This is a genomic window from Microlunatus ginsengisoli (genome assembly GCF_039537205.1).
Lineage (GTDB): Bacteria > Actinomycetota > Actinomycetes > Propionibacteriales > Propionibacteriaceae > Microlunatus > Microlunatus ginsengisoli.
The window spans coordinates 267,324-289,309 of the sequence record NZ_BAABAB010000005.1 but is presented as its reverse complement, the minus strand read 5'-3'; the positions used below and the strand labels follow the sequence as shown (position 1 = coordinate 289,309).

General features: G+C 70.1%; 26 protein-coding genes and 2 tRNA genes. 14 read left to right on the top strand and 14 right to left on the bottom strand.

The window, feature by feature from the left end; genetic code table 11:
* The first annotated feature begins 190 nt into the window (after window positions 1-190).
* Complete coding sequence (locus ABD747_RS03630) at window positions 191-391, top strand: S1 domain-containing protein (RefSeq protein ID WP_344801723.1); 201 nt, start codon at window positions 191-193, stop codon at window positions 389-391.
* A gap of 108 nt (window positions 392-499) precedes the next feature.
* Here the strand turns inward: ABD747_RS03630 and ABD747_RS03625 are convergent, their stop codons facing one another.
* Window positions 500-982, bottom strand: a complete 483-nt coding sequence (locus ABD747_RS03625) for an anthrone oxygenase family protein (RefSeq protein WP_344801722.1) — start codon at window positions 980-982, stop codon at window positions 500-502.
* Complete coding sequence (locus ABD747_RS03620; RefSeq protein ID WP_344801721.1) at window positions 979-1,857, bottom strand: NmrA family NAD(P)-binding protein; 879 nt, start codon at window positions 1,855-1,857, stop codon at window positions 979-981. Before ABD747_RS03620 ends, ABD747_RS03625 begins: the two co-directional genes overlap by 4 nt.
* Before the next feature lie 147 nt (window positions 1,858-2,004).
* Here ABD747_RS03620 and ABD747_RS03615 point away from each other — a divergent pair, with 147 nt between their 5' ends.
* The 8 genes from ABD747_RS03615 to ABD747_RS03580 all read left to right on the top strand — a co-directional run bounded on the left by ABD747_RS03615 (window position 2,005) and on the right by ABD747_RS03580 (window position 9,354).
* Window positions 2,005-3,024 (top strand): AraC family transcriptional regulator, encoded by a 1,020-nt coding sequence (locus tag ABD747_RS03615; protein ID WP_344801720.1) that lies wholly within the window; start codon window positions 2,005-2,007, stop codon window positions 3,022-3,024.
* An 83-nt stretch (window positions 3,025-3,107) separates the two neighbouring features.
* On the top strand, window positions 3,108-3,680 hold the full coding sequence (locus tag ABD747_RS03610) for a superinfection immunity protein (RefSeq protein ID WP_344801719.1): 573 nt from the start codon (window positions 3,108-3,110) through the stop codon (window positions 3,678-3,680).
* A 206-nt stretch (window positions 3,681-3,886) separates the two neighbouring features.
* On the top strand, window positions 3,887-5,035 hold the full coding sequence (locus ABD747_RS03605) for a DUF1727 domain-containing protein (protein ID WP_344801776.1): 1,149 nt from the start codon (window positions 3,887-3,889) through the stop codon (window positions 5,033-5,035).
* 49 nt (window positions 5,036-5,084) lie between these two features.
* On the top strand, window positions 5,085-5,828 hold the full coding sequence (locus tag ABD747_RS03600) for a type 1 glutamine amidotransferase (RefSeq protein WP_344801718.1): 744 nt from the start codon (window positions 5,085-5,087) through the stop codon (window positions 5,826-5,828).
* A 270-nt stretch (window positions 5,829-6,098) separates the two neighbouring features.
* Window positions 6,099-6,776, top strand: a complete 678-nt coding sequence (locus tag ABD747_RS03595) for a lysoplasmalogenase (protein WP_344801717.1) — start codon at window positions 6,099-6,101, stop codon at window positions 6,774-6,776.
* A gap of 10 nt (window positions 6,777-6,786) precedes the next feature.
* Window positions 6,787-7,674, top strand: coding sequence for an aldo/keto reductase (locus ABD747_RS03590; protein WP_344801716.1), 888 nt, complete (start codon window positions 6,787-6,789; stop codon window positions 7,672-7,674).
* Between the two features lies 1 nt (window position 7,675).
* The gene (locus tag ABD747_RS03585; RefSeq protein WP_344801715.1) at window positions 7,676-9,220 is read left to right on the top strand and encodes a phytoene desaturase family protein; all 1,545 of its coding nucleotides are present in this window, start codon (window positions 7,676-7,678) and stop codon (window positions 9,218-9,220) included.
* 61 nt (window positions 9,221-9,281) lie between these two features.
* A tRNA-Lys gene (locus tag ABD747_RS03580) sits at window positions 9,282-9,354 on the top strand.
* 63 nt (window positions 9,355-9,417) lie between these two features.
* Here the strand turns inward: ABD747_RS03580 and ABD747_RS03575 are convergent.
* Window positions 9,418-10,539: a Gfo/Idh/MocA family protein gene (locus ABD747_RS03575; protein ID WP_344801714.1), complete on the bottom strand. Its 1,122-nt coding sequence runs from the start codon at window positions 10,537-10,539 to the stop codon at window positions 9,418-9,420.
* Window positions 10,540-10,683: 144 nt separating this feature from the next.
* On the opposite strand from ABD747_RS03575, the gene ABD747_RS03570 reads away from it, so the two are divergent.
* A complete protein-coding gene (locus tag ABD747_RS03570) occupies window positions 10,684-11,058 on the top strand; it encodes a VOC family protein (protein ID WP_344801713.1) in 375 nt (124 codons plus the stop codon).
* A gap of 16 nt (window positions 11,059-11,074) precedes the next feature.
* On the opposite strand, the gene ABD747_RS03565 is transcribed toward ABD747_RS03570, so the two are convergent.
* Window positions 11,075-11,668, bottom strand: a complete 594-nt coding sequence (locus ABD747_RS03565; RefSeq protein ID WP_344801712.1) for a carboxymuconolactone decarboxylase family protein — start codon at window positions 11,666-11,668, stop codon at window positions 11,075-11,077.
* Window positions 11,669-11,743: 75 nt separating this feature from the next.
* Here ABD747_RS03565 and ABD747_RS03560 point away from each other — a divergent pair, with 75 nt between their 5' ends.
* The gene (locus ABD747_RS03560) at window positions 11,744-12,376 is read left to right on the top strand and encodes an IMPACT family protein (RefSeq protein WP_344801711.1); all 633 of its coding nucleotides are present in this window, start codon (window positions 11,744-11,746) and stop codon (window positions 12,374-12,376) included.
* A gap of 70 nt (window positions 12,377-12,446) precedes the next feature.
* Window positions 12,447-13,019 (top strand): DedA family protein, encoded by a 573-nt coding sequence (locus ABD747_RS03555; protein ID WP_344801710.1) that lies wholly within the window; start codon window positions 12,447-12,449, stop codon window positions 13,017-13,019.
* Between the two features lie 95 nt (window positions 13,020-13,114).
* Here the strand turns inward: ABD747_RS03555 and ABD747_RS03550 are convergent, their stop codons facing one another.
* The 5 genes from ABD747_RS03550 to ABD747_RS03530 form a co-directional block, all read right to left on the bottom strand.
* Window positions 13,115-13,924, bottom strand: coding sequence for a carbohydrate ABC transporter permease (locus ABD747_RS03550; protein WP_344801775.1), 810 nt, complete (start codon window positions 13,922-13,924; stop codon window positions 13,115-13,117).
* 122 nt (window positions 13,925-14,046) lie between these two features.
* Complete coding sequence (locus ABD747_RS03545; protein ID WP_344801709.1) at window positions 14,047-15,111, bottom strand: carbohydrate ABC transporter permease; 1,065 nt, start codon at window positions 15,109-15,111, stop codon at window positions 14,047-14,049.
* Window positions 15,112-15,214: 103 nt separating this feature from the next.
* Window positions 15,215-16,549: an ABC transporter substrate-binding protein gene (locus ABD747_RS03540; RefSeq protein ID WP_344801708.1), complete on the bottom strand. Its 1,335-nt coding sequence runs from the start codon at window positions 16,547-16,549 to the stop codon at window positions 15,215-15,217.
* 185 nt (window positions 16,550-16,734) lie between these two features.
* Window positions 16,735-17,031 (bottom strand): GroES family chaperonin, encoded by a 297-nt coding sequence (locus tag ABD747_RS03535; RefSeq protein ID WP_344801774.1) that lies wholly within the window; start codon window positions 17,029-17,031, stop codon window positions 16,735-16,737.
* Between the two features lie 46 nt (window positions 17,032-17,077).
* On the bottom strand, window positions 17,078-17,395 hold the full coding sequence (locus tag ABD747_RS03530; protein WP_344801707.1) for a DUF3618 domain-containing protein: 318 nt from the start codon (window positions 17,393-17,395) through the stop codon (window positions 17,078-17,080).
* Window positions 17,396-17,574: 179 nt separating this feature from the next.
* Here ABD747_RS03530 and bcp point away from each other — a divergent pair, with 179 nt between their 5' ends.
* Together bcp and ABD747_RS03520 are read left to right on the top strand one after the other, a co-directional pair.
* Window positions 17,575-18,054 (top strand): thioredoxin-dependent thiol peroxidase, encoded by a 480-nt coding sequence (gene bcp, locus ABD747_RS03525; RefSeq protein ID WP_344801706.1) that lies wholly within the window; start codon window positions 17,575-17,577, stop codon window positions 18,052-18,054.
* A 49-nt stretch (window positions 18,055-18,103) separates the two neighbouring features.
* A tRNA-Leu gene (locus ABD747_RS03520) sits at window positions 18,104-18,185 on the top strand.
* Between the two features lie 125 nt (window positions 18,186-18,310).
* On the opposite strand, the gene aqpZ is transcribed toward ABD747_RS03520, so the two are convergent.
* From aqpZ to rph, 5 genes are all read right to left on the bottom strand, one after another.
* On the bottom strand, window positions 18,311-19,117 hold the full coding sequence (gene aqpZ / locus ABD747_RS03515) for an aquaporin Z (RefSeq protein ID WP_344801705.1): 807 nt from the start codon (window positions 19,115-19,117) through the stop codon (window positions 18,311-18,313).
* Between the two features lie 110 nt (window positions 19,118-19,227).
* Complete coding sequence (locus ABD747_RS03510; protein WP_344801704.1) at window positions 19,228-19,746, bottom strand: dihydrofolate reductase; 519 nt, start codon at window positions 19,744-19,746, stop codon at window positions 19,228-19,230.
* 11 nt (window positions 19,747-19,757) lie between these two features.
* On the bottom strand, window positions 19,758-20,552 hold the full coding sequence (locus ABD747_RS03505; protein WP_344801703.1) for a thymidylate synthase: 795 nt from the start codon (window positions 20,550-20,552) through the stop codon (window positions 19,758-19,760).
* Between the two features lie 19 nt (window positions 20,553-20,571).
* Entirely contained in the window at window positions 20,572-21,207 is a 636-nt protein-coding gene (gene rdgB / locus ABD747_RS03500; RefSeq protein ID WP_344801702.1) for an RdgB/HAM1 family non-canonical purine NTP pyrophosphatase, read from the bottom strand.
* A 4-nt stretch (window positions 21,208-21,211) separates the two neighbouring features.
* A complete protein-coding gene (gene rph / locus ABD747_RS03495) occupies window positions 21,212-21,946 on the bottom strand; it encodes a ribonuclease PH (RefSeq protein WP_344801701.1) in 735 nt (244 codons plus the stop codon).
* Window positions 21,947-21,986 lie beyond the last annotated feature (40 nt).

The following is a 21,986-nucleotide window of genomic DNA, read 5'->3' as shown; positions in this document are numbered from 1 at the left end:
CCAGCCGGCGGTGCTGATCGCCGTCCGAACCCGAGCCCGTTCGGCGGACTTCTCGTGGTCGCAGGGTGAGAATGGTGCCGTGAAGATCGGGACGGCGCCGGACGCGATGCGCGGCGCGATACGGAAGGGCAACCCGACCGGCCCGTGATCTGCCCGTCCCCCTTCACCCGATCTGAGGGAGAGGGGGTGGATGATGAACGATCAGCCTCTCGTCGTCGGTGACGTGCTCACGGGCACGGTGACGAAGCGCCTGGCGTTCGGCGTCCTGGTGGAGTCGGCCGGCACGCCCGGTCTCGTGCGCGGCGCGCAGGCCGAGCCCGGTGCGGAACGCCGCGTACGCGTGACCGAGTTCGACGCCGACCGGGGTCGCTTCGCGGCCGAACTCGCCTGAGTGGACAGGTGTGGGTGCGTGCTGCGGCACGCACCCACCACCGGACCTTTTGGCGTCGCGCTGACGCGGAGATCGCTCCCCTGCCCTCGCGACCACTGTTCGCTCCGTTCAACTGGCCGACCTGGTCGCGGCGACAGCGAGCAGCGTCAGCGCGCCGACGCTGGTGATCGCGCGAGCGACGTTCCAGCGGTTCCAGCTGGTCTCGAAAGCGGCCCGGGCCTCGTGCCACTGCGCATCGGTCGAGGTGAGCGCGGTGCCGAGCGCGTCGTTCAACGGCACATTGGCCGCCGCGGTGATGCCAAAGGACAAGACCGCGCACACCGCGGCGAGTGCGACCCACCACAGTGACGGGTGATGAAACACCCCGCCCAGCACCGCGGCAACGATCGCCGCCGCCGGGGCGACCAGGAACACCGCGAGGAACCATCCGTTGAGGATGGTCGTGTTGATCGATCGGAACGACTCGACGTACGCACGGTCGTCGAGGCGACCGAGTGCCGGACTCACCGCGCAGGCAAAGACGAAGAACACGCCCGCCAGCAGGCCGTTCGCGACGAGTGCGGCCATCACCACCTTGACGTACACGGTCACGAGACCAGCCGGCTCGCCGGCGCGAGCATCGCGGCAATGGTGACGTCCAGCTCGGTCTCGGTCCGGACCCGGCGGTCACCGCGGGGCGCCAGCAGGCCCCGCTCGTCGGCGCGGTACAGGGCGGCCAGGCTGCGAGCGACGTGCGGCCCGAAGCCCGCATCGGCCAGCGCGTCCACCCAGGCCGCCTGCGGGATCGTGAGCACCCGGAGCGGGTGTCCGAGCGCGTCACCGAGCGCCGCCGCGACCGCTCGCTCGGAGTAGGCGGGACCGAGGACGTCCACGACCTCGCTGTTCCCCGGCGGCGAGAGCAGGGCGCTCGCGGCGATCGCACCGATGTCCCGGGTGGCGACCATCGGTCGCGGCACGTCGGCGCTGCCCGCGAACACCGGGTAGACGCCGCTGTCGCGCGCGAGGTCCAGCACGTCGCCGAGCTTCTCCTGGAAGTGTGCCGACCGGAGAGCCGTGACCGTGGTGCCGGTGCCGAGGAGCGCCTGTTCCAGTCGGTGCAGCCCGGCGATCGGGCCGGTGCCCGTCGGCAGGTCTGCGCCGCCGGAGGACAGCAGCACGACGTGCGGCACCCGCGCGTCGGTCACCGCGCCCGCGATCGACGCGATCAGGGTGTCGGCATGCGCGTCGAGGTCGTCGACGGTGAGATCGAAGGGCAGCAGCACGAAGAATCCGGAGCTGTCCTCGATCGCCTCGCCCAGCGCCGTCCGGTCCGCGAGGTCGGCGATCCGCGCCTCGGCTCCCCGCGCCACCCACGACTGCGCGTCGACACCGCGCCGAACCACGACCCGAACCTGTCGACCCAGGGCCAGCAGGTTGCTCGCCGTGGCCGATCCGACGCGGCCTGTTGCGCCGGCGATGACGTACATGGTGGTTCCTCTCGGTCGAATCCGATTGATTGTGAGTTCGACGCTACGAGTCATCTGCCGGCCGATCCATGCTCGAATACCCTCCTCTCTTGCTCGTTCGTCCGCGACGACCGGAGTCTCGCTGGTGCGATGTGGAACCATGGCGCCATGCAGGCGCCCGGCACCGAGGTTCAGGACCGGCTCGCCCGCGCCTTGCACACGCTCCGGATGCGCAGCACGTTCTATTGCCACGCCGAGCTCACCGACCCCTGGGCGCTGGAGATGCCGGCCATCGCGGACTCGGTGAGCTTTCACGTCGTCACGGCCGGGACGTGTTGGCTACGGCTCCCCGGTGACGAGCCGATCGAGGTGCGTGCGGGCGACCTCGCCCTCGTACCGCACGGCCTCGGTCACGACCTGCTCAGTGAGCCGTGGGCCGGGCCCGGCCCACGTGTCGATCTGCTTCCGCAGCAGTATCTGAGCGCGAACTACTCGATCCTCCGCTACGGCGGCCGGGGCCGTGCCGCCCAGCTCATCTGCGGCATCGTGTCGTTCGACGATCCGGCCGCCCGCGAACTGATCCGCACCCTGCCCGCCGTCTTGTTCGTCGGCGGCGACACCGTCTCGGCGGCGTCCTCGGTCCGCGACACCTTGCGCTTGATGGCAGGCGAGCTCTCCCACCCGCAGCCCGGCGGGGAAGCCGTCGCGACTCGCCTGGCCGACATCCTCGTGGTCCAGGCGATCCGAGCCTGGCTCGCGACCGAGCGCGGCGCCACCGCCGGCTGGCTCCGCGCTCTCCGGGACGATCGGATCGGACGGGTGCTCGAGTCGATCCATGACGACCCCGGCCGCGACTGGAGCGTCGATCGGCTCGCCCGCGCCGCGACCATGTCACGATCCTCTTTCAGCGCCCGGTTCACCGAGCTCGTCGGCGAGGCCCCGGTCGCCTACCTGACGCGCTGGCGGATGAACCTGGCCCACTCCCGGCTGCTTGAGGAAGACATCAGCGCAGCCAGGCTTGCCACCGAGCTCGGCTACCAGTCCGAGGCGGCCTTCAACCGGGCGTTCACCCGCGTCGTCGGCCGAACCCCGGGCTCGATCCGCCGGCAGAAGCGCTCCTCTCTTGCCCGTCAGGACAGCGGGGCGCCGGCGACGGGCCCGGGCGCCCGCTCTGATCGGTACGGTTGAGGACGTACGGTCGCGGCAGCCAGCCCGTGACCCTGGAAGGAGACGTGGGAGATCGTGCGACACCACCGACCTGGGGAGGCACGATGAGCGGCTGGCCGGACCCGTACGTCGCGCCGGGCTATCCGCAGACCTACGTCTACCTGCCGCCGGTCCACCGCTCCTCCACCGCGCACCTGGTGGTCGCCTGGCTGGGCGCGGTGCTCACCGCCGGCTATCTGTTGCCGTGGGCGATCGGCGCCACCCGCAACCGGACGAACTGCGTCGCCACCGCCCTGGTGAACGTCTTCCTGGGCTGGACCCTGATCGGCTGGGTCGTCGCCCTGGTGATGGCGTGCGGCTCGGAGCCTCAGCAACCGGTCGTCGTGCGGACCGTACCGGCACCGTACGTCCCGCCGGCCCAGCCGCCGTACCCGCTCTATCCCGCCCATCCGTCTCCCGGCCATCCGCCTGGTCTCCATCAGCCTGTTCTCCATCAGCCTGGTCTCCATCAGCCTGGTCCTGGCTACGGCTCGGCGTTGACGCCGGCACTGCCGGCGCCCGCCTCGATGCCGGTCCGGCCGGGCGCCGCGGAAGTCACGATGCCGCTCCCGGCCTATCCGGACCATCGGGCGGATCAGGACGACCGGGCCGCCGGTGACCGACGCCACCTGCGCTGACGGCGCGCAGACGCTCGTCCCGGGTCGCGTCCGGGCAGAATGAGCGCATGCCCGGCCCCGATCTGCTCGCCCGCGCCCCCGGCCGCCCGCGGGCGCCGCTGCCCGTCCGCGCCCGGCTGACCGCGGCCACCGCCGCGGGCCGGCTCGCCGCCGTCGCGTCCCGGCTGGCGGGGCGCGGCAGCGGCACGGCGATCAAGGGCCAGGTGATGCTCCGGCTCGACCCGGCAGCGCTGGCAAAGCTGCTGGCGGGTCGGCGGATCGCGATGGTGACCGGCACCAACGGCAAGACCACAACCACCCACTTCCTGGCCGCAGCCGTCCGCCAGGCGCTCGGGCCGGACGCCGACCGGCTGGTGCACAACGCCGACGGCGCCAATCTGCACGGCGGCATCGCGTCCGCGTTGTCGGACCGGCCGCACGCGGACCTGGCCATGATCGAGACCGACGAGCGAGTGGTGGCCGACGTGGTCAGGCTCGGCCGGCCCGAGGTGCTGGTGCTGCTCAACTTCAGCCGCGACCAGCTCGATCGGCACCACGAGATCACCGCCCTCGGCAGGCGCTGGCGCACCGCCCTGACCGAGGCCGGGGCGTCCGGGCCGGTCGTCGTCGCGAACGCCGACGAGCCGTTGATCGTCTGGGCCGCGCAGACCGCCCGGCAGGTGGTCTGGGTGAATACGGCCGGCAGCTGGATCCAGGACGCCTCGCTCTGCCCCAACTGCGGCGCCGTGCTGGTCCGGCATCAGCCCGACGACACCGGGCGGTCCAGCTGGGCCTGCTCCAGCTGTGAGCTCGCCCAGCCGCCGGGTGACTACACCGTCCTGAACGGCACGATCACCGACCCGGACGGCCGGGTCTGGACCCCCGAACTAAACGTGCCCGGGGCCTTCAATGTGAGCAACGCCGCCTGCGCGTTGGCGGCTGCCAACCTGCTCGGCGTGCCGACCGACCTGGCGCTCGCCGGGATGAGCGCGGTCACCTCCCCTGCGGGCCGGTTCGCCACCGCGACCTTCGGTGACACCACGGCACGGCTGCTGCTCGCCAAGAACCCGGCGGGCTGGGCCGAGGCACTCCCGTTGGCGACCACCGAGACGGTGGTGCTGGCCATCGACTCGGCCGCCGCCGACGGCCGCGACGTGTCCTGGCTGTGGGACGTCGACTACGAGCAGCTGGCCGGCCGGAGCGTCGTCGCGACCGGGCCCCGGGCGCAGGATCTGGCGGTCCGGCTGCTGTACGCCGGGGTCGAGCACCGCTGTGTCCCCGACCTCGCCGCCGCGCTGGCCGGCCATCCCGAACCGGTGGACGTGATCGCGACCTACACGCCGTTCCAGCGGCTGCGCAAGATGGGTGGAGTATGAGCGAGCGTCGGGTAGGCGCGCCGGGCGCGAGCGAACGAGAGCAGGTGTGATGGCCGCGACGGTTCCCGACGGTGGTCGGGTGGAGATCGTGCTGATCTATCAGTCCCTGCTCGGGATCTACGGCGACCGGGGCAATGCCGCGGTGCTGGCGAAGCGGCTCGCCTGGCGCGGCTTCGACGCAGTGGTGACCACCGTCGAGCCCGGTGACCGGCTGCCCGACTCCGGCCACGTGTACCTGCTGGGCGGCGGTGAGGACGCGGCCCAGATCACGGCGGTCCGCGAGCTGCGGGCCGACGGCGCGCTGCACCGCGCCCGGGACCGCGGGGCGGTCGTGTTCGCGGTCTGCGCCGGCTATCAGATCATCGGGAACTCGTTCACCGTCGGCGACCGGGACGAGGTGATCGAGGGCCTCGGCCTGCTCGACGTGACCACCACCCGCGGCCCGGTCCGCGCCGTCGGCGAGATCCTGACCCGCTGGCGCGGCCGCGGCGGCGACGAGGCGATGATCACCGGCTTCGAGAACCACGGCGGCTACACCGTGGTCGGCCCGGACGCCGAGCCGCTGGCAGATGTCGAGGTCGGCGTGGGGAACTGTGCCGACGGCACCGAGGGTGCCGTGCACGGCACGGTGCTCGGGACGTACCCGCACGGGCCCGTGCTGGTCCGCAACCCGGCGCTGGCCGACCACGTGCTGGAGCTGGCGCTCGGCCGCGAGCTGGCTCCCCTGTCCCGGCCCGAGATCGCCGAGCTGCGCCGGCAACGGCTGACCGCCGCCCGGCGTACGTCCCGCTGACCCGCGCCCGACCCTCCCGGAAACTGTGCAGCTCCTGCACCGACACGCCGGTCGCGGGTGCAACACCCGCACACTTTCGCGTGAGGTCGGGGCGCAAGTCCCGCTGGCGCCCCGACCCCTCCCGGAAAAGGTGCAGCTCCTGCACCGACACGCCGGTCCCGGGTGCAACACCTGCACACTTTTCGGGTGAGGTCGGGGCCGGACAGCCTGCGGACAGCCGGCGAACGGAGAGCGAAGAAATCAGGGTGACCGCCTCCCTACCCTGGAGACATGGGACTGGGGCGTCCGGCGCGCGGCTGGCTGATCGCGTACGTCCTCGTGGCCACGCTCGATCTCGTCGCCGAGCTCGCACACTGGCGGCTGGTCGCGCTGATCGCCCTCGCCCTGTGCATGCCCGCCCTGCTCGGCTTCCTGCTCACCGCCAGCCCGGTTCGTGACCGGCTGACCAAGCTGGTCGCGATCGCCCTGGTGTTCTCCTGGTGCGGCGACGTGTTCGGGTTCGACATCTTGGTCAAGATCGCGTTCTTCCTAGTCGCCCAACTCTGCTATGCCGGCGCCTTCTGGCCCTATCGGGCGCGCAGCGTGCTGCGTCGCAGGCCACCGATCGCCGCGCTGTACGGCCTGGTCGTGCTCGCGATCATCGTGGTCGTCGCGCCGCCGGCCGGCCCGCTGGCCCCGGCGGTGATCATCTACGCCGCGGTGATCGGGACGATGGCGGTCCTGGCCACCGGGCTGAGCCGGTTGACGGCGGTCGGCGCCGTCGTGTTCATCGGCTCCGACACGATCATCGCGCTGACCACCTTCGTGGTGCCCGGCCGCTTCGCGCTGGACACGTTCGCGATCATGGCGACCTACCTGCTCGCGCAGCTGCTGATCGTGCTCGGCGTGGTCCGCACGCCGGCCGTGATGGCGGTCCCTCCGGCGAAGGTGTCGGCCGCCGCTGAGTAGTGTCACGGACATGCGGACACGACGACTCGGACCCTTCACCGTCTCGGCGATCGGCCTCGGCGCGATGCCCCTCTCGATGAACAACGACCGGGTCTACCCGAGCGCCGACGAAGCGATCGCGACCATCCATGCGGCGCTGGACGCGGGCATCACGTTCATCGACACCGCCGACATCTACGCCCCGACCTGGGACGCGATGGGGATCAACGAGCAGCTCGTCGGCGAGGCGCTGCGCAGCTACGGCGGCAGCACCGACGGCGTCGTGGTGGGCACCAAGGGCGGCGTGACCCGCGGCGCCGGAGAGACCTGGGGCCGCAACGGCTCCGAGGCCTACCTGCGCGACGCGGTCGAGAAGTCCTTGCGCGCGCTGCGGGTCGAGGCGCTCGACCTCTACCAGTGGCACCGGGTCGACCTGTGGCAGCCGTACGGCGAGGTGATCGGCACGTTCGCCAAGCTCCGCGACGAGGGCAAGATCAAGGCGATCGGCATCTCCAACGTGAACACCGAGCAGATCGAGGTCGCCGTCGAGGTGCTCGGCGACGGCGGCCTGGCGAGCGTGCAGAACGAGTTCTCGCCGAAGTTCCGGTGCAGCCTGAAGGAGCTGACGTTGTGCGGCGAGCTGGGCGTCACCTTCTTGCCCTGGAGTCCGCTCGGCGGCACCGGCGGCGGCGCTCGCGAGGTCGGCGACCGGTTCGCCGCCTTCGGCGAGATCGGGGAGGCGCACGGGGTCAGCCCGCAGCAGGTCGTGCTCGCCTGGGAACTCGCCCTCGGCGAGCACGTCATCCCGATCCCCGGGTCGCGGCGGCCGGCGTCGATCGGCGACTCGGCCAAGGCCGCAGACCTCTTGTTGACCGACGACGAGATCGCGCGCTGCTCGGCGACGCCGGGAGCGCACTGAGATGCCGGAGCCGGAGGTGATCATCGTCGGCGGCGGCCACAACGGGCTCGTCGCGGCGACCTACCTCGCTCGGGCCGGCGTGCCGGTGACCCTGCTGGAGGCGACCGACCGGTTCGGCGGCGCGGTCGCATCCGCCCGGTTGTTCGAGGGTGTGGACGTCGCGCTGTCGCGGTTCTCCTACCTGGTCTCCCTGCTGCCCGAGACGATCGTCACCGATCTGGGGCTGGAGCTGGAGCTGCGGTCGCGCCGGGTGGCGTCGTACACCCCGTTCGACGGCGGCGACCTGCTGATCGAGCGAACGCCCGGCGACGCCACCCGGGAGTCGTTCCACCGGCTCACCGGGAGCTACGAGGAGTGGAACGGCTGGCAGGACCTGGAGAGCTTCCTGCACCGCTTCGCCCAGGTGGTCGCGCCGACGCTGACCGAACCGCTGCCGGTCGAGTCGTCCCTGCGCGAGGCGTTCGGGGACGACCAGCTCTGGGACGCGCTCACCGGCCACCCGATCGGCAACCTGATCGAGTCGATCCTGGCCGACGACATCGTCCGCGGCGTGGTGCTGACCGACGCGCTGATCGGCACGTTCGCGACCGCGCACGACCCGTCGCTGCGGCAGAACCGCTGCTTCGCCTACCACGTGATCGGCGGCGGCACCGGTGAGTGGAAGGTGCCGGTCGGCGGGATGGGCCGGGTGGCCGAGGAGCTGGAGCGGGTGGCCCGGGAGGCCGGCGCCCAGCTGATCGCCGACGCGCGGGCCGAGGCCGTGTTGCGGGTGCCCGGCGGCGGCTGGGACGTGGTGCTGGCCGACGGCACCCACCATCGCGCCGAGTACGTCCTGGCCGGCTGTGCGCCGTACACCCTGGACCGGCTCCGGGCCCGTCCCGGGCACAAGCCGCAGGGCAGCCAGACCAAGATCAATCTGGTGCTGCGCCGGCTCCCCCGGTTCGCGTCGGGGATCGATCCGGCGACCGGGTTCGCGGGAACGCTGCACCTGCATCAGTCGTACGAACGCCTGCAGCGGGCGTTCGAGGAGGCCTCCGCCGGCCGGATCCCCGATCCGCTCCCGGCCGAGGTCTATTGCCACACGCTCACCGATGACTCGATCCTCGGCCCCGCACCGCAGTTCTCCGGCTGGCACACGCTGACCATGTTCGCGCTGCACACCCCGCCGGAACTGTTCGCGGCCGACCCGGCCGGGTCGCGGGCGCGGGTCGGCGAGGCGGCCCTCCGCTCGCTGCAGTCGGTGCTGGCCGAGCCGCTGGCGGACTGCCTGGCCCGGGACACGTACGGCCGGCCCTGCGTGGAGGTGATGAGCCCCGACGACGTCGAGGCGGCGATCGGCCTGCCCGGCGGCAACATCTTCCACGGCGACCTCAGCTGGCCGTGGCTGCCGGACGGATCCGCCGACGACGACCCGGCCCACCGCTGGGGCGTCGCCACCGCCGACGAGGGCATCCTGCTGTGCGGCTCGGGGGCCGTCCGCGGCGGCGCCGTGAGCGGGCTCGGCGGCCACAACGCGGCCCATGCGCTGCTGGAGCTGATCGGCTGATCCGGCTCGGCGGGGTTTCGATTCGCGAGGCAGACGAGCGTTTGCTAGTGTTTCTCCTCGCGCGCCGCTAGCTCAATTGGCAGAGCAGCTGACTCTTAATCAGCGGGTTGGGGGTTCGATTCCCTCGCGGCGCACCCATCACCCCTAGTCGGAGCCGAGATCATGCGGCTCCCTCTTCGCCTCCACGCCGACGTCGCTCACCGTGCGGCTGCCGCGCGCACTTGATCGATCAGCCGGTTGGCGACATATCCGTCGCGGAAGGTCGGATAGCCCTCGCCCCCCGAGCCAGCGATGTCCGCGACGAGGTCTGCGGCCAAGCGCTTCCATCCCCATTGGATCGGATCATCCACCGCAGGGATCGCGATCTCCGTCCACCGACCGCTCGCGGTGGTCAGGTGCTGCAAGCGGTGGAACCACGGATAGCCGTCGAAGTGCAGGGTCCCGGTCGTCCCGTAGATGGCGAAGTAGCCGTCGGCGCGCGCGCTGGTGAAGGCCGACGCACGAAACAGCGCACTCACCTTCCCCCCGCCGGCCAGGTCGAGTTCGGTGATCACCGTCGCGGCGAGCTCAGCATCGTTGTCCCGCCACTCGCCGGCAGCCGCTTCGGTTGCGTCCAGTGGCTCCCAGGTCCGAAAGTCGTGCACCGCCGGCCCGGCCGGAACCCGAGTGACGACCAGGTCGGTGTGCCCGGACGCCCACTGCGGAATCCCGGCCGTCACATACTGTGCCTGGGCGAGGAAGTGGGTGTACACATTCCCGAGCACACCCCCGCCCTGCTCGAGACTGTGGATCCAGCAGTACGGCTGCAGGGGTGACATCCCGAAGTGCGAAACCACCTCGACCTCGCGCACCTCACCGATCGCCCCGTCGGCGACGAGGGACCGCGCCTGTGACAACCCGGGTGCATACCGCGTGGTCGCGCCGTACGCATGCTTGACTCCTGCCCTCTCGACGGCCGCCACCATGCGCCGGGCTTCGTCGGCGCTGCGCCCCAACGGCTTCTCACAGATCAGGTGGGCTCCCCGCGCCGCGGCGTACTCGACGATCTCGCAGTGCGGTCCGGCCGGGGTGGCCACCACCACGATGTCGGGGGCCAGCTGGTCGATGGCGACTCGCCAGTCCGTCCGTACGTCCTCGATCCCGAGTCGCGCCCCCAGTGCGTACGCGGGTTCCGGGCTCCGTCCACACAGCGCCACCACCCTCACCCCCGATGAGCGCAGCGCGGCGACATACCCCTCACCAGCCCAGCCGGTCCCGATCACCATCGCGCGCAGCATCCTGGCCTTCGCCTCCTCCGAGCCCTCGTGCGATGATCCCACCCGGGCCGTTTCTGAAATATGACCTACCGGACGATGGCTGTACAGCGCCGTGCGACATGCCCTCCGGCGGGGCTTCCGGGGTCGATCAGCGACGCGATGCTCGCCGCGCGCGGGACTGTCGGCCCCGCCTGCCAGGATCGATCCATGATCGACCACTTCGGGGTGCAGTGCACCGACCTGCCGGCCAGCTCGGCGTTCTACGACAGCGTGTTGGGCGCGCTCGGGTTCGGGCGGGTGATGGATTTCGGGGTGGCCATCGGCTATGGGGAGCCGAGCCACCCGCAGTTCTGGATCAGCGCGTTCGACTCGGGCGAGGGCTTCCGCGAGTCCCACATCGCCTTCGCCGCCGCGGACCGGGCCTCGGTCCGGGCCTTCTTCGAGGCGGCCACCGCGCTGGGGGCGGAGGTCCTGCACGAGCCGAGACTCTGGCCGGAATACCACGAGAACTACTACGGCGCCTTCGTCCGCGATCCCGACGGCAACAACGTGGAGGCGGTCTGCCACCGGCCGGAGGGCTGATCCGCGACCGGGCCGCTCAGCCGGCAGACTCCTCGATCGGGCGCCCGACGGTGAGCTCGCCGACCAGCGCGGGCGAGAGCGCCGACGCGTAGGCGGCGTCGGGCAGCGTCCCGGTCGCGTCCAGCACGGTGCTGAAGAAACAGCGAGCCGCGGCGGCCAGCACGACGTCGAGGATGCCCGCGTCGTCGACGCCGAGTCCCCGGAGCTCGGCGTAGTCGTCCGGGGTGATCGATGACGCGTCGGTGGCGACCTTGGCGGCCAGCCGGGCCACGGCCCGGTCGCGGGCGTCGAGCGCGCCGTCGTCGCCGGCGACCAGCTCGTGCACGCCGGTCTCGCCGACGATCCCGGCCAGCACCGAGCCGTGGGCCAGCAGGCAATAGCTCGACCGCAGCTCGCGCGCGGCGGCCACTGTCGCGACCTCGTAGGTCCGCAGGTCCGTGGCCGCCTTCACCGAACCGTTCAGCGCCTGCCAGGCCCGGTAGACCGCCGGCCTGGCCGAGAACGTACGGGTGTAGTTCGCCACGTGCCCGAGCCGGGCCCGGTCCTCCTCATACAGCCGGGCGACCTCATCGCTCGCCTGCAGTTCGTCCACCTCGTGCAGATAGCTCATCCCGCCACCCCTGACGCAAGCCTGGATCCATTGACAGACTTACCACTTCCGACCAGCCGGGACAAAGGAACCGCCATGTCCGACCACGGCTACGCCGCGATCGCCCGGTCCGCCGATGCCGAGATCGAGGCGAGACGTTCGCGCTTCCTCGCCCACGCCGAGCGGGTCGAGGACGAGGACGCGGCACGCGCCGTCATCGCGACGGCTCGCCGGGACCACTTGGACGCCCGGCACCACTGCTCGGCGTACGTGCTCGGACCGGATCGGGCGCTCCAGCGCAGCAGCGACGACGGCGAACCGGCCGGCACGGCCGGCGCGCCGATCCTGGCCGCGATCGACCAGGTGCGGGTCAGCGACGTGGTCGTGGTGGTCACCCGGTGGTTCGGCGGCACGCTGCTCGGCACCGGCGGTCTGGTCCGGGCGTACGGGGATGCCGCACGGGCCGCGCTCGCCGTGGCGGGCAGGATCGGCCGGACGCGAGCGGTCCGGGTCGAGGTCGTCGTCGGTCACCATCAGGCGGGCCGGGTGGAGACGGAATTGCGGGCCGCCGGGCGGCAGGTCGTCGATGCCCGGTACGACGCGTCCGGGGTCGTCCTCACCCTCCTCGTCGGCGCCGCTCGCGTGGACACTCTGACCGCCGAGATCGCCGCGCTGACCGGCGGCACCGCACGGGTCACCGCCGGCGAGTCGACCTGGATCGACGGCTGACGGAGCGCGCGGCGGCGGCGCGCCGGGTCTGCTGGGCGATTCCACAGGCCGGCGACCTACGGTGAAGCGCATGGACCCGGTACGCGGACACCTGACCCTGGCACTGTGGGTGCTGGTCGGGTCGGCGATCCCGTTCGTGCCGACCGGGGAGGTCGTGAGTGCGGCGGCGGCAGTGGGGTCGTACTCGAAGCTGAACGCCTGGCTGATCTTCCTGATCACCTGGGTCTGCTCGATCATCGGCGACTGCCTGCTGCTGCTCCAGGTGCGGTTCGGTGCCCGCTGGGTCGGGCCGTGGGTGGAGCGCAGCAAGTTCGCGCCGCGGGTCGCCCAGGCTCAGCAGGGGCTCACCCGCAACTCGTTCCACGCGATCGTGACCGGCCGGCTGATCCCGGGCGGGCGAACGCCGGTGATCGCCGCTCTCGGCCTCTCTCACTTCCCGATCCGCCGCTTCCTCCCCGCGACCGTGCTGGCCTGCGGGTTGTGGGCGGGGATCTATTCCTCGGTCGGCACGATCGGTGGCAGGATCGCCCACCACCCGGTCTGGGCGACGGTCATCGCCATCACCTTCGCGATCTCGATCGGGGTCGGGGTCCAGCAACTGCAGCGACTCTGGCAGGAGCGCCGGGCGCGCCGGGACAACTGAACAGGATCACAACGCAGTTCTGGCGCAGTCGCCGTGAGCGACTGCGCCAGATCTGGCATTCGGCGCCCTTCGACGAGCTCAGGGCACAGGGACTACTACTTCACGCCACCCGCGGTGAGGCCGGCGACGATGCGGCGCTGGAAGATCAGCACCGCGAGGAGCAGCGGCACGGTGACGATCACACCGGCCGCCATGATGGTGCCGTACGGGGTGTCGAACCCGGACGAACCGGTGAACTTGCTGATCGCCACGGTCGCGGTCTGCTTGGACGGATCCTGCAGGAACGTCAGAGCCAGCAGGAACTCGTTCCACGAGCCGATGAACACGATGATCGCCGTGGTGAACACACCGGGTGCCGCCAGCGGGAGGATGACCTTCCGGAACGCGACACCAGGGGTGCAGCCGTCGACCATCGCGGCCTGCTCGAGCTCGACCGGCAGCTGCTTGAAGAACGCGGTCAGGTTCCAGACCGCCAGCGGCAGACCGAAGCTCAGGCCCGGGATGATGACCGACTGGTAGGTGTTGATCCAGTACGGGAACCAGGTGAACGGCTCGGTCGAGGAGAACATCTTCAGCAACGGCGGCAGCAGCACCACGATCGGGAACATGGAGCAGGCCATGATCAGCCAGAGCACGCCGCCCTTGCCCCGGAAGTTCAGCCGCGCCAGGGCGTACGCCGCGACGATGCCGAACAGCAGGGTCACGATGGTCGTCGTCCCCGACACGATCAGGGAGTTGACCAGGGAGCGGCCGAAGTTGTTCTGCGGCCCGAACACGGCGGCATAGTTCGCCGTCGACGCCGGGTTGGGGATGAACGAGGTGTCCCGGCCCATCGTCGGGAGCCGGAGCGAGGACACGATCATCCAGTAGAACGGGATGATGCAGTACAGCACGATCGCCGCCATCCCGATGTAGGAGGCGATCTTGCCGATCCGCGCCTTCGGGCTCGGCTTCGGGTGGGCGAGAGCGGCGACCTCGTCGGACGTCAGGTGCGACTCGGTCGGAGCTGCGGGTGCGGTAGTCGACATCAGTGCGCCCCTCCTGCCATCTCCAGCGCCGTGGCGGGCACCGGGAGATCGTTGTCGCCCTTCTTGTTCTTCTTCTTCTTCGGCATCCCGCTGTCGCCGATCACGTCAGCACCGAGCAGCCGGACGAACAGGAAGGCCACCAGGAGCACGTAGATGAACAGCACGATCGCATAGGCCGCCGCAGGACCGTACCGGTTCTGGGTCGCCTCCAGGTAGGAGAAGATCGACAGGGTCTCCACGTGGTATTTGCCCGGCCCGATCATGCCGTACGGCAGGTCGAACATCCGCATGGTGTCGAGCGTGCGGAACAGCACCGCGACGATCAGGGTCGGCTTGACCATCGGCAGCGTGATCCGAACGAACTGCTGCCAGGTGGTGGCCCCGTCGACCTTCGCGGCCTCGTAGACCTCGGCCGGAATGGTCTGGAGCCCGGCCAGGGTGAGCAGCCCGATGAACGGCGCCGTCTTCCACACATCGGCGATGAACACCGCCCAGAAGGCCGGAGTGTTGTCGGCGAGCCAGAGGATCTGCGTGCCGAGGATCCGGTTCATCACGCCGGCCTCGTCGAAGATCAGCTTCCACATCAGCGCCGAGACGATGGTCGGGATGGCCCACGGCACCAGGATGCCGGCTCGGACCAGGCCCTTGCCGCGGAACGCCTTGGCCATGATGAGGGCCATCGCGACACCGATGATGGTCTCGGCGATGACACAGACGATGGTGATCGCGGTGGTGTTCCAGAACGCGTTCCAGAACCGGCCCATCTGGCCCCAGTTGCCTTGGACCAGGTCCTGGCCGGTGAAAACGTTAGTGAAGTTCTGAAGCCCGACGAACTGTTCCCCGGCCGCGATCAGGCCGGTGTTCGGGTCCACACCGCTGTTGGTCTGGAAGAACGACTCCCGGATCGACATCACCACGGGGATACCGGCGACGACGATGATGACGATCAGGGTCGGCGCCAGCAGGATCCAGGCGAGTTTGCCCTGACCGTCGCTGAGCGCGTTCTTCTTGTGCTTGTGACCGTCTCCTTGGACGGCCGGTGATGCCGCCGTGGCAGTCGCCATGCGGTCAACCCTCCTTACCTGGCTTGCAGCCGCAGTCCCCGGTGCCGCGCTTGCGCAGCACCGGGGACTCGACTGACCATCGGTCGGGACTGTTCGACTGTGCCTACTTGATCAGAGTCTCCAACTTGCTCTGCATCTGCTGCAAGGCCTGATCGGTAGGAATCTGGCCCTGGAGCGCCGAGTAGGACGAGTCCTGGATGGCGAGGGTGACGTCACCGTAGTTCACGACCTTCGGACGCGGCTTGGCGCTCTGGATCGACTTCAGCAACGTCGGGTACATCGGGAACGCCTTCACCAGGTCGGGGTCGTTGTACAGCGACTCCAGCACCGGTGCACTGGAGGTCGCCAGCGCCTGGGCCTTCTGATTCTCGGCAGTCGTCATGTACTTGACGAAGTCGAGCGCGGTGCCCTTGTTCTCGCCGGTCGAGGTGATGCCGAAGCTGTGACCACCGAGGCTCGAGACACCCGGGGTGACCGTGATGCCCGGCAGCGGCGCGACAGCGAACTTGCCGGCAACCTTGGACGAACCGTCGGTCTTGTTGGCCAGGTTGTAGACGTAGCCCCAGTTGCGGTGGAAGACGAGCTGTCCGGCCTGGAACGCGCGCCGGCCGTCCTCCTCCTGCCAGGTGATGGCACCCTTGGGGATCGTGCCGTCCTTGAACCAGTCGACCAGCGTGCCGAGGCCCTTCTGAGCCTCCGGCGTGTTCACGTTCGGCTTGCCGTCGTCGCCGACGATCACGCCACCGGCGCTGTTGATCGCCTCGGCGACGTTCACCGTCAGGCCCTCGTACTTGTTGTACTGACCGGCGAAGCAGTTGAGCTTGGAGTCCTTCTCACCGGCGATGATCTTGTCGCACTGCTGCTTCATCTCGTCGAAGGTGGTCGGCGGAGCCGAGAAGCCGTACTTCTTCAGCAGGTCGGTCCGGTAGTACAGCAGGCCGCCGTCGGACGTGCTCGGAATCGCGTACAGCTTGTTGAAGTAGGTCGCCGCGTCGACGGCCGCCTTCAGCCACTTGCTGGTGTCGATCGAGCCCTCCGGCGGAGCGACGATGTAGCTGTTGGCCGCGAACTCCGAGGTCCAGACCACGTCGACGCTCACCACGGCCATCTTCGGGTTCTTGATCTGGACGTTCTGGATCATCTGCTGACGCTGCTGGTCCGCGTTGTCCGGCAGCTCGTGCACGGTCACCTTGCCGTTCGGGTGCTGCGCGTTGAAGGCGTCGATCGTCTTCTGCAGCCAGCCGCTCTGCGAGGTGTCCTTGCCCTGCCAGTACTCGATGTCGCCCTGCTTAGTCCAGTCCGCGCCACCTGCGGAACCGGAGGCGCTGCCACCACCGCTCGGCGATCCGCCGCTGCCACCACACGCGGCCGCTACGAAGACCGCACTCAACGCCGCGGCTGCGATGAGTCCGCGCCGCGCCTTCCTCACGAATGCCATGAAGCCTCACTTCTTCGACGAGGCGCCCAGCGGACGCTGGACCCATCTCGACACCCTAGGACGCAAACCGTGAGTTGGACCACATTTTCTCACGTTGAGTTCAGATTCGTTATCTACATCTGACGCAAGATCATCTTCCGGGCTCGCGCGACCCGCGGCGGGATCGAAATCGGAGGCTGGATCGTTCAGAGATACAGGCCCGTGCGTCCGTCGGAGGTTCGTTCGGCCGAGACCGCATGCAGATCGCGCTCGCGCAACAGCACGTAGTCCTTGCCGCGGATCTCGACCTCGGCGCGGTCCTCGGGATCGAACAGCACCCGGTCGCCGACCTTCACCGACCGGACGTTGGCGCCGGCCGCGACGACCAGCGCCCAGGCGAGCCGGCGTCCGATCGCCACCGTGGCCGGGATGACGATGCCGCCTCCGCTGCGGCGCTCCCCCGACTCGCCCTCGGTCGAGACCAGCACCCGGTCGTGCAGCATCCGGATCGGCAGCGCCTCGGACGCGTCGCTGTCGCTCACGAGTGGCTCAGGCTCGCTGCCCGCGTTGCGCGATGCCGCGCAGGACCAGCACGAACGCGATCGCGCCGGCCACGGCGCCGGCGATCCGGATGACGCGCCCGGTGCGCAGGTCCCCGCGCGCGGTGAACACCAGCGACCTGGCCTCCTCCACCTGGTCGCGGGCGAACTGCTTGGCATCGGCCACTGTTCGCTGCTTGATCCGATTGGGGTGAGTGGTGTCGATCAGCGATTCCACCGAGTCGGTGAGCCGGGAACGCGTCGCTGCCAGGTCGGCCTCGATCTGCGACTTGGTGCGCGGCGGGCGCGACGGGTTGCTGGCTGACACGGCGTGGTCCTCTCCTTGTGGTGCGGTCTGCTCCACACGGCCTCGAGGCATGGCTCGCCTCGTCTGGAGTCTGGTGACGACTCGCTCACAGCGTATTGCAGCCCGCGCAGCCGGCTGCGAGGTGGAGCGGCCTGTCGCCCGTGGCAGGCGGTCTCGGGGGCCCGGCTAGGGTGGCGGCCATGACCGTCCGACTCGCCGCCGGCGACCCCGCTCCGGCCTTCACCCTGCCCGACGCCGACGGGAACGAGGTGTCGCTCGCCGACTTCGCCGGGCGCCGGGTGATCGTCTATTTCTACCCGGCCGCGATGACACCCGGCTGCACCACCCAGGCGGTCGATTTCACCGCGGCGATGGACGAGCTGGGCGACGCCGGCATCGCCGTGCTGGGGATCTCCCCCGACCCGCAGTCCAAGCTCGCCCAGTTCCGCAACCAGCAGTCGGTGTCCTTCCCGCTGCTGTCCGACGAGGACAAGACCGTGCTCGGTGCGTACGGCGCCTACGGCGAGAAGCTGCTCTACGGCAAGTTGATCGAGGGCGTGATCAGGTCGACCTTCATCGTCGACGTGGACGCGGATGGCACGGGCACGATCGCCATCGCGCAATACAACGTCAAGGCTGTCGGCCACGTCGACCGGCTCCGTCGCGAGCTGGCCGTCTGACCCGTACGATGTGAGGCCGCGACGAGCGGCGGCCCGCGCCGCGAGCTGCGCCGGAGTGGTGGAACTGGCAGACACGCAGGATTTAGGTTCCTGTGCCTTCGGGTGTGAGGGTTCGAGTCCCTCCTTCGGCACCGTGGTGAATACCCAGCTGTGGTCCATCGCGAGCTCCATCCCGGTGCGCCGGGTGGACGATCCAGGGCCGGAGAACGCACGTGCCCGCCCGGAAGATCCGGGCGGGCATCGACGGAGCGTGTGGTCAGGCGGTCGGCGCCGTCCCGACATCGGGGTTGTTCGCGATCCCGACGTCCACCGGATCCTTGGCCCCGGTGATCGCCGCGTACGTCGCACCGGCGATCACCGCACCGGCGATCGGCGCCACGATGAACAGCCAGACCTGCGCCAGCGGCGGGCCGCCGACGAAGAATGCCACCGCCAGCGACCGGGCCGGGTTCACCGAGGTGTTGGTCACCGGGATGGACACCAGGTGGATCAGTGTCAGGCAGAGCCCGATGGCGATCCCGGCGAAGCCCTTCGGCGCCCGGGCATCGGTCGCACCCAGGATGACGAAGACGAACACGGCCGTCAGCACGACCTCGGTGATCAGACAGGCCAGCAGCCCGTAGTCGCCGGGCGAGCCGAAGTTGCCGGGAAGCGCCCCGTAGCCGTTCGTGGCGAAGCCGCTCAGCCGCACCGCGGTCGCGCCGACCCCGGCCTTGCCGGAGGCGATCACGAACAGCACACCGGCAGCCACGGTCCCGGCCACGATCTGGGTGATCGCGTACGGCCCGACGAGCTTCCACTCGAACCGCTTCGCCACCGCCAGCCCGATGCTGACGGCCGGGTTGAAGTGGCCACCGGACACGTGACCGAACGCGTACACGCCGGTCAGCACGGTCAGACCGAACGCGATCGCGACACCGACGAAGCCGATGCCCAACTGCGTGTTGTTCGGGTCGACCAGGAACTTAGCTGCCAGCACCGCGCTTCCACAGCCCCCGAACACCAGCCAGAAAGTCCCCAAGGCCTCGGCGCCGAGTTTGGCGCTGAGCTTTGGCTCGGACATGTAATGCTCCTACTCGTGCTCCGATCCGCCCGTTGCGGACCGATCGCGACGAACCCTAGGCAGCGAGGCGGCGAGACGGCGGCACGACTCGCCCGGTGGAACCGATTCGTTCACCGATCGTCATGTCGGCGTGACGTGCGCCGCCGGTAGCTGACGAACGCGTAGCCGTCGTGTGGCTCCCGCGCCGTCTCGGTCCACTGCTCCGGCGCGATCGGCGGGAAGGTCGCGTCACCGTCGGGCGCCGCATCGACCTCGGTGATCTCGAGCCGGTCCAGCCGGTCCCACGCCGCGCGATACACCTCCCCGCCGCCGGCCACCCAGACGACCGCCGGCTCGGACCCGGAGGACCCGTCCACCTCGGCGCGGGCCGCGTCGACCGCCTCGCCGACCGTCGGAAAGGTCCGGACGCCGTCGCCGCGCCAGCGGCGGTCCCGGGTGACGACGTACGTCGTCCGGCCGGGCAGCGGCCGCCCGATCGAGTCGAACGTCTTCCGGCCCATCACCAGCGGCCGGCCCATGGTCAGCCGCTTGAACCTGGCCCAATCCTCGGGAACCCGCCACGGGATGTCGCCGTCCGCGCCGATCACCCCGTTCCGGGCGACGGCGGCGATGGCGACGATCTCGGTCATCCGGCTCGGCCTCAGACGGCGATCGGCGCCTTGATGCCCGGATGCGGGTCGTAGCCGACGAACGCGATGTCGCCGAGCTCGAAATCGTCGATCTCCGTACGATCCGGGTTGAGCTCCAGCGCCGGCAGCCGACGCGGCTCGCGGGTCAGCTGGAGCCGGGCCTGGTCGATGTGGTTGGTATAGAGGTGCGCATCGCCGAGCGTGTGCACGAAGTCGCCGACGCCGAGCCCGGTGACCTGCGCGACCAGGTGGGTCAGCAGCGCATACGAGGCGATATTGAACGGGACGCCGAGGAAGATGTCGGCCGAGCGCTGGTAGAGCTGGCAGGACAGCTTCCGGTCGGCGACATAGAACTGGAACATCGTGTGGCACGGCGGCAGCGCCATCTGGTCCAGGTCGGACACGTTCCAGGCGCTGACCAGGTGGCGTCGCGAGTCGGGGTTGGTGGTGATCGATTCGATCACCCGGGCGATCTGGTCGACGTGGCCGTCGTCGGGCGTCGGCCAGGAACGCCACTGATAGCCGTAGATCGGACCCAGCTCGCCGTCGTCGTCGGCCCACTCGTCCCAGATCGTCACGCCCTGCTCGTGCAGCCACTTGACGTTGGTCGAGCCCTGCAGGAACCAGAGCAGCTCCGCGACGATCGACTTGGTGTGCAGCTTCTTGGTGGTCAGCAGCGGGAAGCCCTGCCGCAGGTCGAACCGCATCTGGTGGCCGAAGACGCTCAGCGTGCCGGTGCCGGTCCGGTCGGACTTGTGCACTCCGCTGGTGAGCACGCGGTCGAGCAGGTCGAGGTAGGTCTGCATGGCGCGTCGTTCCTTCCGGCTAGCTGGTGGCGAGCTCGTCGATCAGGACCGGCGCGATCGCCCGCAGCGCCTGGGCGCGGTGGCTGATCGCGTCCTTCTCCTCCGACGTCAGCTCCCCGTTCGACCGCTCCTGGCCGAGCGCGACGAACATCGGGTCGTAGCCGAAGCCATTGTGCCCGCGCAGCTCGCTGATCAGCGCACCCGGCATCTCGCCACGCCGGACGTGCTCGGTCCCGTCCGGCAGCACCAGGGCGACGGCACAGACGAAGCGGGCCGCCCGCCGCTCGGCCGGCACGTCGGACAGCTGGCGGAGCAGGAGCTCGTTGTTGTCGTCGTCGCTCGCCTGCGGACCGGCCCAGCGGGCCGACCGGACACCGGGCATGCCGTTCAGCACCTCGACCGACAGGCCGGAGTCGTCCGCCAGCGCCGGCAGGCCGGTGCTGCGGGCACAGATCCTAGCCTTGAGCAGCGCGTTCCCCTCGAACGTCGACTCGGTCTCCGCCGGCTCCGGATAGCCGGGTACGTCGGCAAGCCCGAGGATCTCGATGGCGTTCGCGGCCCCGGCCCGATCCTCCGCCGCCGCCGCGGCGGCCAGGATGCGCCGCAGCTCGAGCAGCTTCTTGGCGTTGGTGGTGGCCAGCACGACCCTCGTCATGCCGTCACGTGCCCTGAACCTGTCGAAGGGCCTGGTCCTGGAGCCGGGTGAGCTCCGCGCAGCCGTCGGCCCCCAGCTCCAGCAGCCGGTCCAGGGTCGACCGGTCGAACGGCACCCCCTCGGCCGTGCCCTGGATCTCGATGTAGGACCCGGTCCCGCTCATCACCACGTTCATGTCGGTGTCGGCGGCGGAGTCCTCGACGTAGCAGAGGTCGAGCATCGGCTCGCCGCCGACCACGCCGACCGAGACCGCCGCGACCGAGCCGGTCAGCGGTTCCCCGTTCAGCGCGTTGCGGGCGCGGAGCCACTCGACGGCGTCGTGCAGCGCGACGTACGCCCCCGTGATGGAGGCCGTCCGGGTGCCGCCGTCGGCCTGCAGCACGTCGCAGTCGATGACGATGGTGTTCTCACCGAGCGCGGCGTAGTCGATCACCGCGCGCAGGCTGCGACCGATCAACCGGCTGATCTCGTGCGTGCGCCCGCCGATCCGGCCCTTCACCGACTCGCGGTCGGAGCGGGTGTTGGTGGCCCGCGGCAGCATCGCGTACTCACTCGTCACCCAGCCCAGTCCGCTCCCCTTGCGCCAGCGCGGGACCCCCTCGGTCACGCTCGCGGCGACCAGCACCCGGGTCGAACCGAACTCCACCAGGACCGACCCCTCGGCCTGCTCCAGCCAGCCCCTGGTGAACCGGACCGGACGAAGCTCGTCGGGGCGTCTCCCGTCACTGCGCGAAACCATGCCGGCCACCTTAGGTCGTTCAACCGACAATGCTGCGCAG

What these genes read in the sequence shown, in the direction of transcription:
- ABD747_RS03630 (WP_344801723.1), top strand. Translation starts at nt 191, where the DNA reads ATGATGAACGATCAGCCTCTCGTCGTCGGTGACGTGCTCACGGGCACG.
- ABD747_RS03620 (WP_344801721.1), bottom strand. Translation starts at nt 1,857, where the DNA reads ATGTACGTCATCGCCGGCGCAACAGGCCGCGTCGGATCGGCCACGGCG.
- ABD747_RS03615 (WP_344801720.1), top strand. Translation starts at nt 2,005, where the DNA reads ATGCAGGCGCCCGGCACCGAGGTTCAGGACCGGCTCGCCCGCGCCTTG.
- ABD747_RS03610 (WP_344801719.1), top strand. Translation starts at nt 3,108, where the DNA reads ATGAGCGGCTGGCCGGACCCGTACGTCGCGCCGGGCTATCCGCAGACC.
- ABD747_RS03605 (WP_344801776.1), top strand. Translation starts at nt 3,887, where the DNA reads ATGCTCCGGCTCGACCCGGCAGCGCTGGCAAAGCTGCTGGCGGGTCGG.
- ABD747_RS03600 (WP_344801718.1), top strand. Translation starts at nt 5,085, where the DNA reads ATGGCCGCGACGGTTCCCGACGGTGGTCGGGTGGAGATCGTGCTGATC.
- ABD747_RS03595 (WP_344801717.1), top strand. Translation starts at nt 6,099, where the DNA reads ATGGGACTGGGGCGTCCGGCGCGCGGCTGGCTGATCGCGTACGTCCTC.
- ABD747_RS03590 (WP_344801716.1), top strand. Translation starts at nt 6,787, where the DNA reads ATGCGGACACGACGACTCGGACCCTTCACCGTCTCGGCGATCGGCCTC.
- ABD747_RS03585 (WP_344801715.1), top strand. Translation starts at nt 7,676, where the DNA reads ATGCCGGAGCCGGAGGTGATCATCGTCGGCGGCGGCCACAACGGGCTC.
- ABD747_RS03570 (WP_344801713.1), top strand. Translation starts at nt 10,684, where the DNA reads ATGATCGACCACTTCGGGGTGCAGTGCACCGACCTGCCGGCCAGCTCG.
- ABD747_RS03565 (WP_344801712.1), bottom strand. Translation starts at nt 11,668, where the DNA reads ATGAGCTATCTGCACGAGGTGGACGAACTGCAGGCGAGCGATGAGGTC.
- ABD747_RS03560 (WP_344801711.1), top strand. Translation starts at nt 11,744, where the DNA reads ATGTCCGACCACGGCTACGCCGCGATCGCCCGGTCCGCCGATGCCGAG.
- ABD747_RS03555 (WP_344801710.1), top strand. Translation starts at nt 12,447, where the DNA reads ATGGACCCGGTACGCGGACACCTGACCCTGGCACTGTGGGTGCTGGTC.
- ABD747_RS03550 (WP_344801775.1), bottom strand. Translation starts at nt 13,924, where the DNA reads ATGGCGGCGATCGTGCTGTACTGCATCATCCCGTTCTACTGGATGATC.
- ABD747_RS03545 (WP_344801709.1), bottom strand. Translation starts at nt 15,111, where the DNA reads ATGGCGACTGCCACGGCGGCATCACCGGCCGTCCAAGGAGACGGTCAC.
- ABD747_RS03540 (WP_344801708.1), bottom strand. Translation starts at nt 16,549, where the DNA reads ATGGCATTCGTGAGGAAGGCGCGGCGCGGACTCATCGCAGCCGCGGCG.
- ABD747_RS03535 (WP_344801774.1), bottom strand. Translation starts at nt 17,031, where the DNA reads ATGCTGCACGACCGGGTGCTGGTCTCGACCGAGGGCGAGTCGGGGGAG.
- bcp (WP_344801706.1), top strand. Translation starts at nt 17,575, where the DNA reads ATGACCGTCCGACTCGCCGCCGGCGACCCCGCTCCGGCCTTCACCCTG.
- aqpZ (WP_344801705.1), bottom strand. Translation starts at nt 19,117, where the DNA reads ATGTCCGAGCCAAAGCTCAGCGCCAAACTCGGCGCCGAGGCCTTGGGG.
- ABD747_RS03510 (WP_344801704.1), bottom strand. Translation starts at nt 19,746, where the DNA reads ATGACCGAGATCGTCGCCATCGCCGCCGTCGCCCGGAACGGGGTGATC.
- ABD747_RS03505 (WP_344801703.1), bottom strand. Translation starts at nt 20,552, where the DNA reads ATGCAGACCTACCTCGACCTGCTCGACCGCGTGCTCACCAGCGGAGTG.
- rdgB (WP_344801702.1), bottom strand. Translation starts at nt 21,207, where the DNA reads ATGACGAGGGTCGTGCTGGCCACCACCAACGCCAAGAAGCTGCTCGAG.
- rph (WP_344801701.1), bottom strand. Translation starts at nt 21,946, where the DNA reads ATGGTTTCGCGCAGTGACGGGAGACGCCCCGACGAGCTTCGTCCGGTC.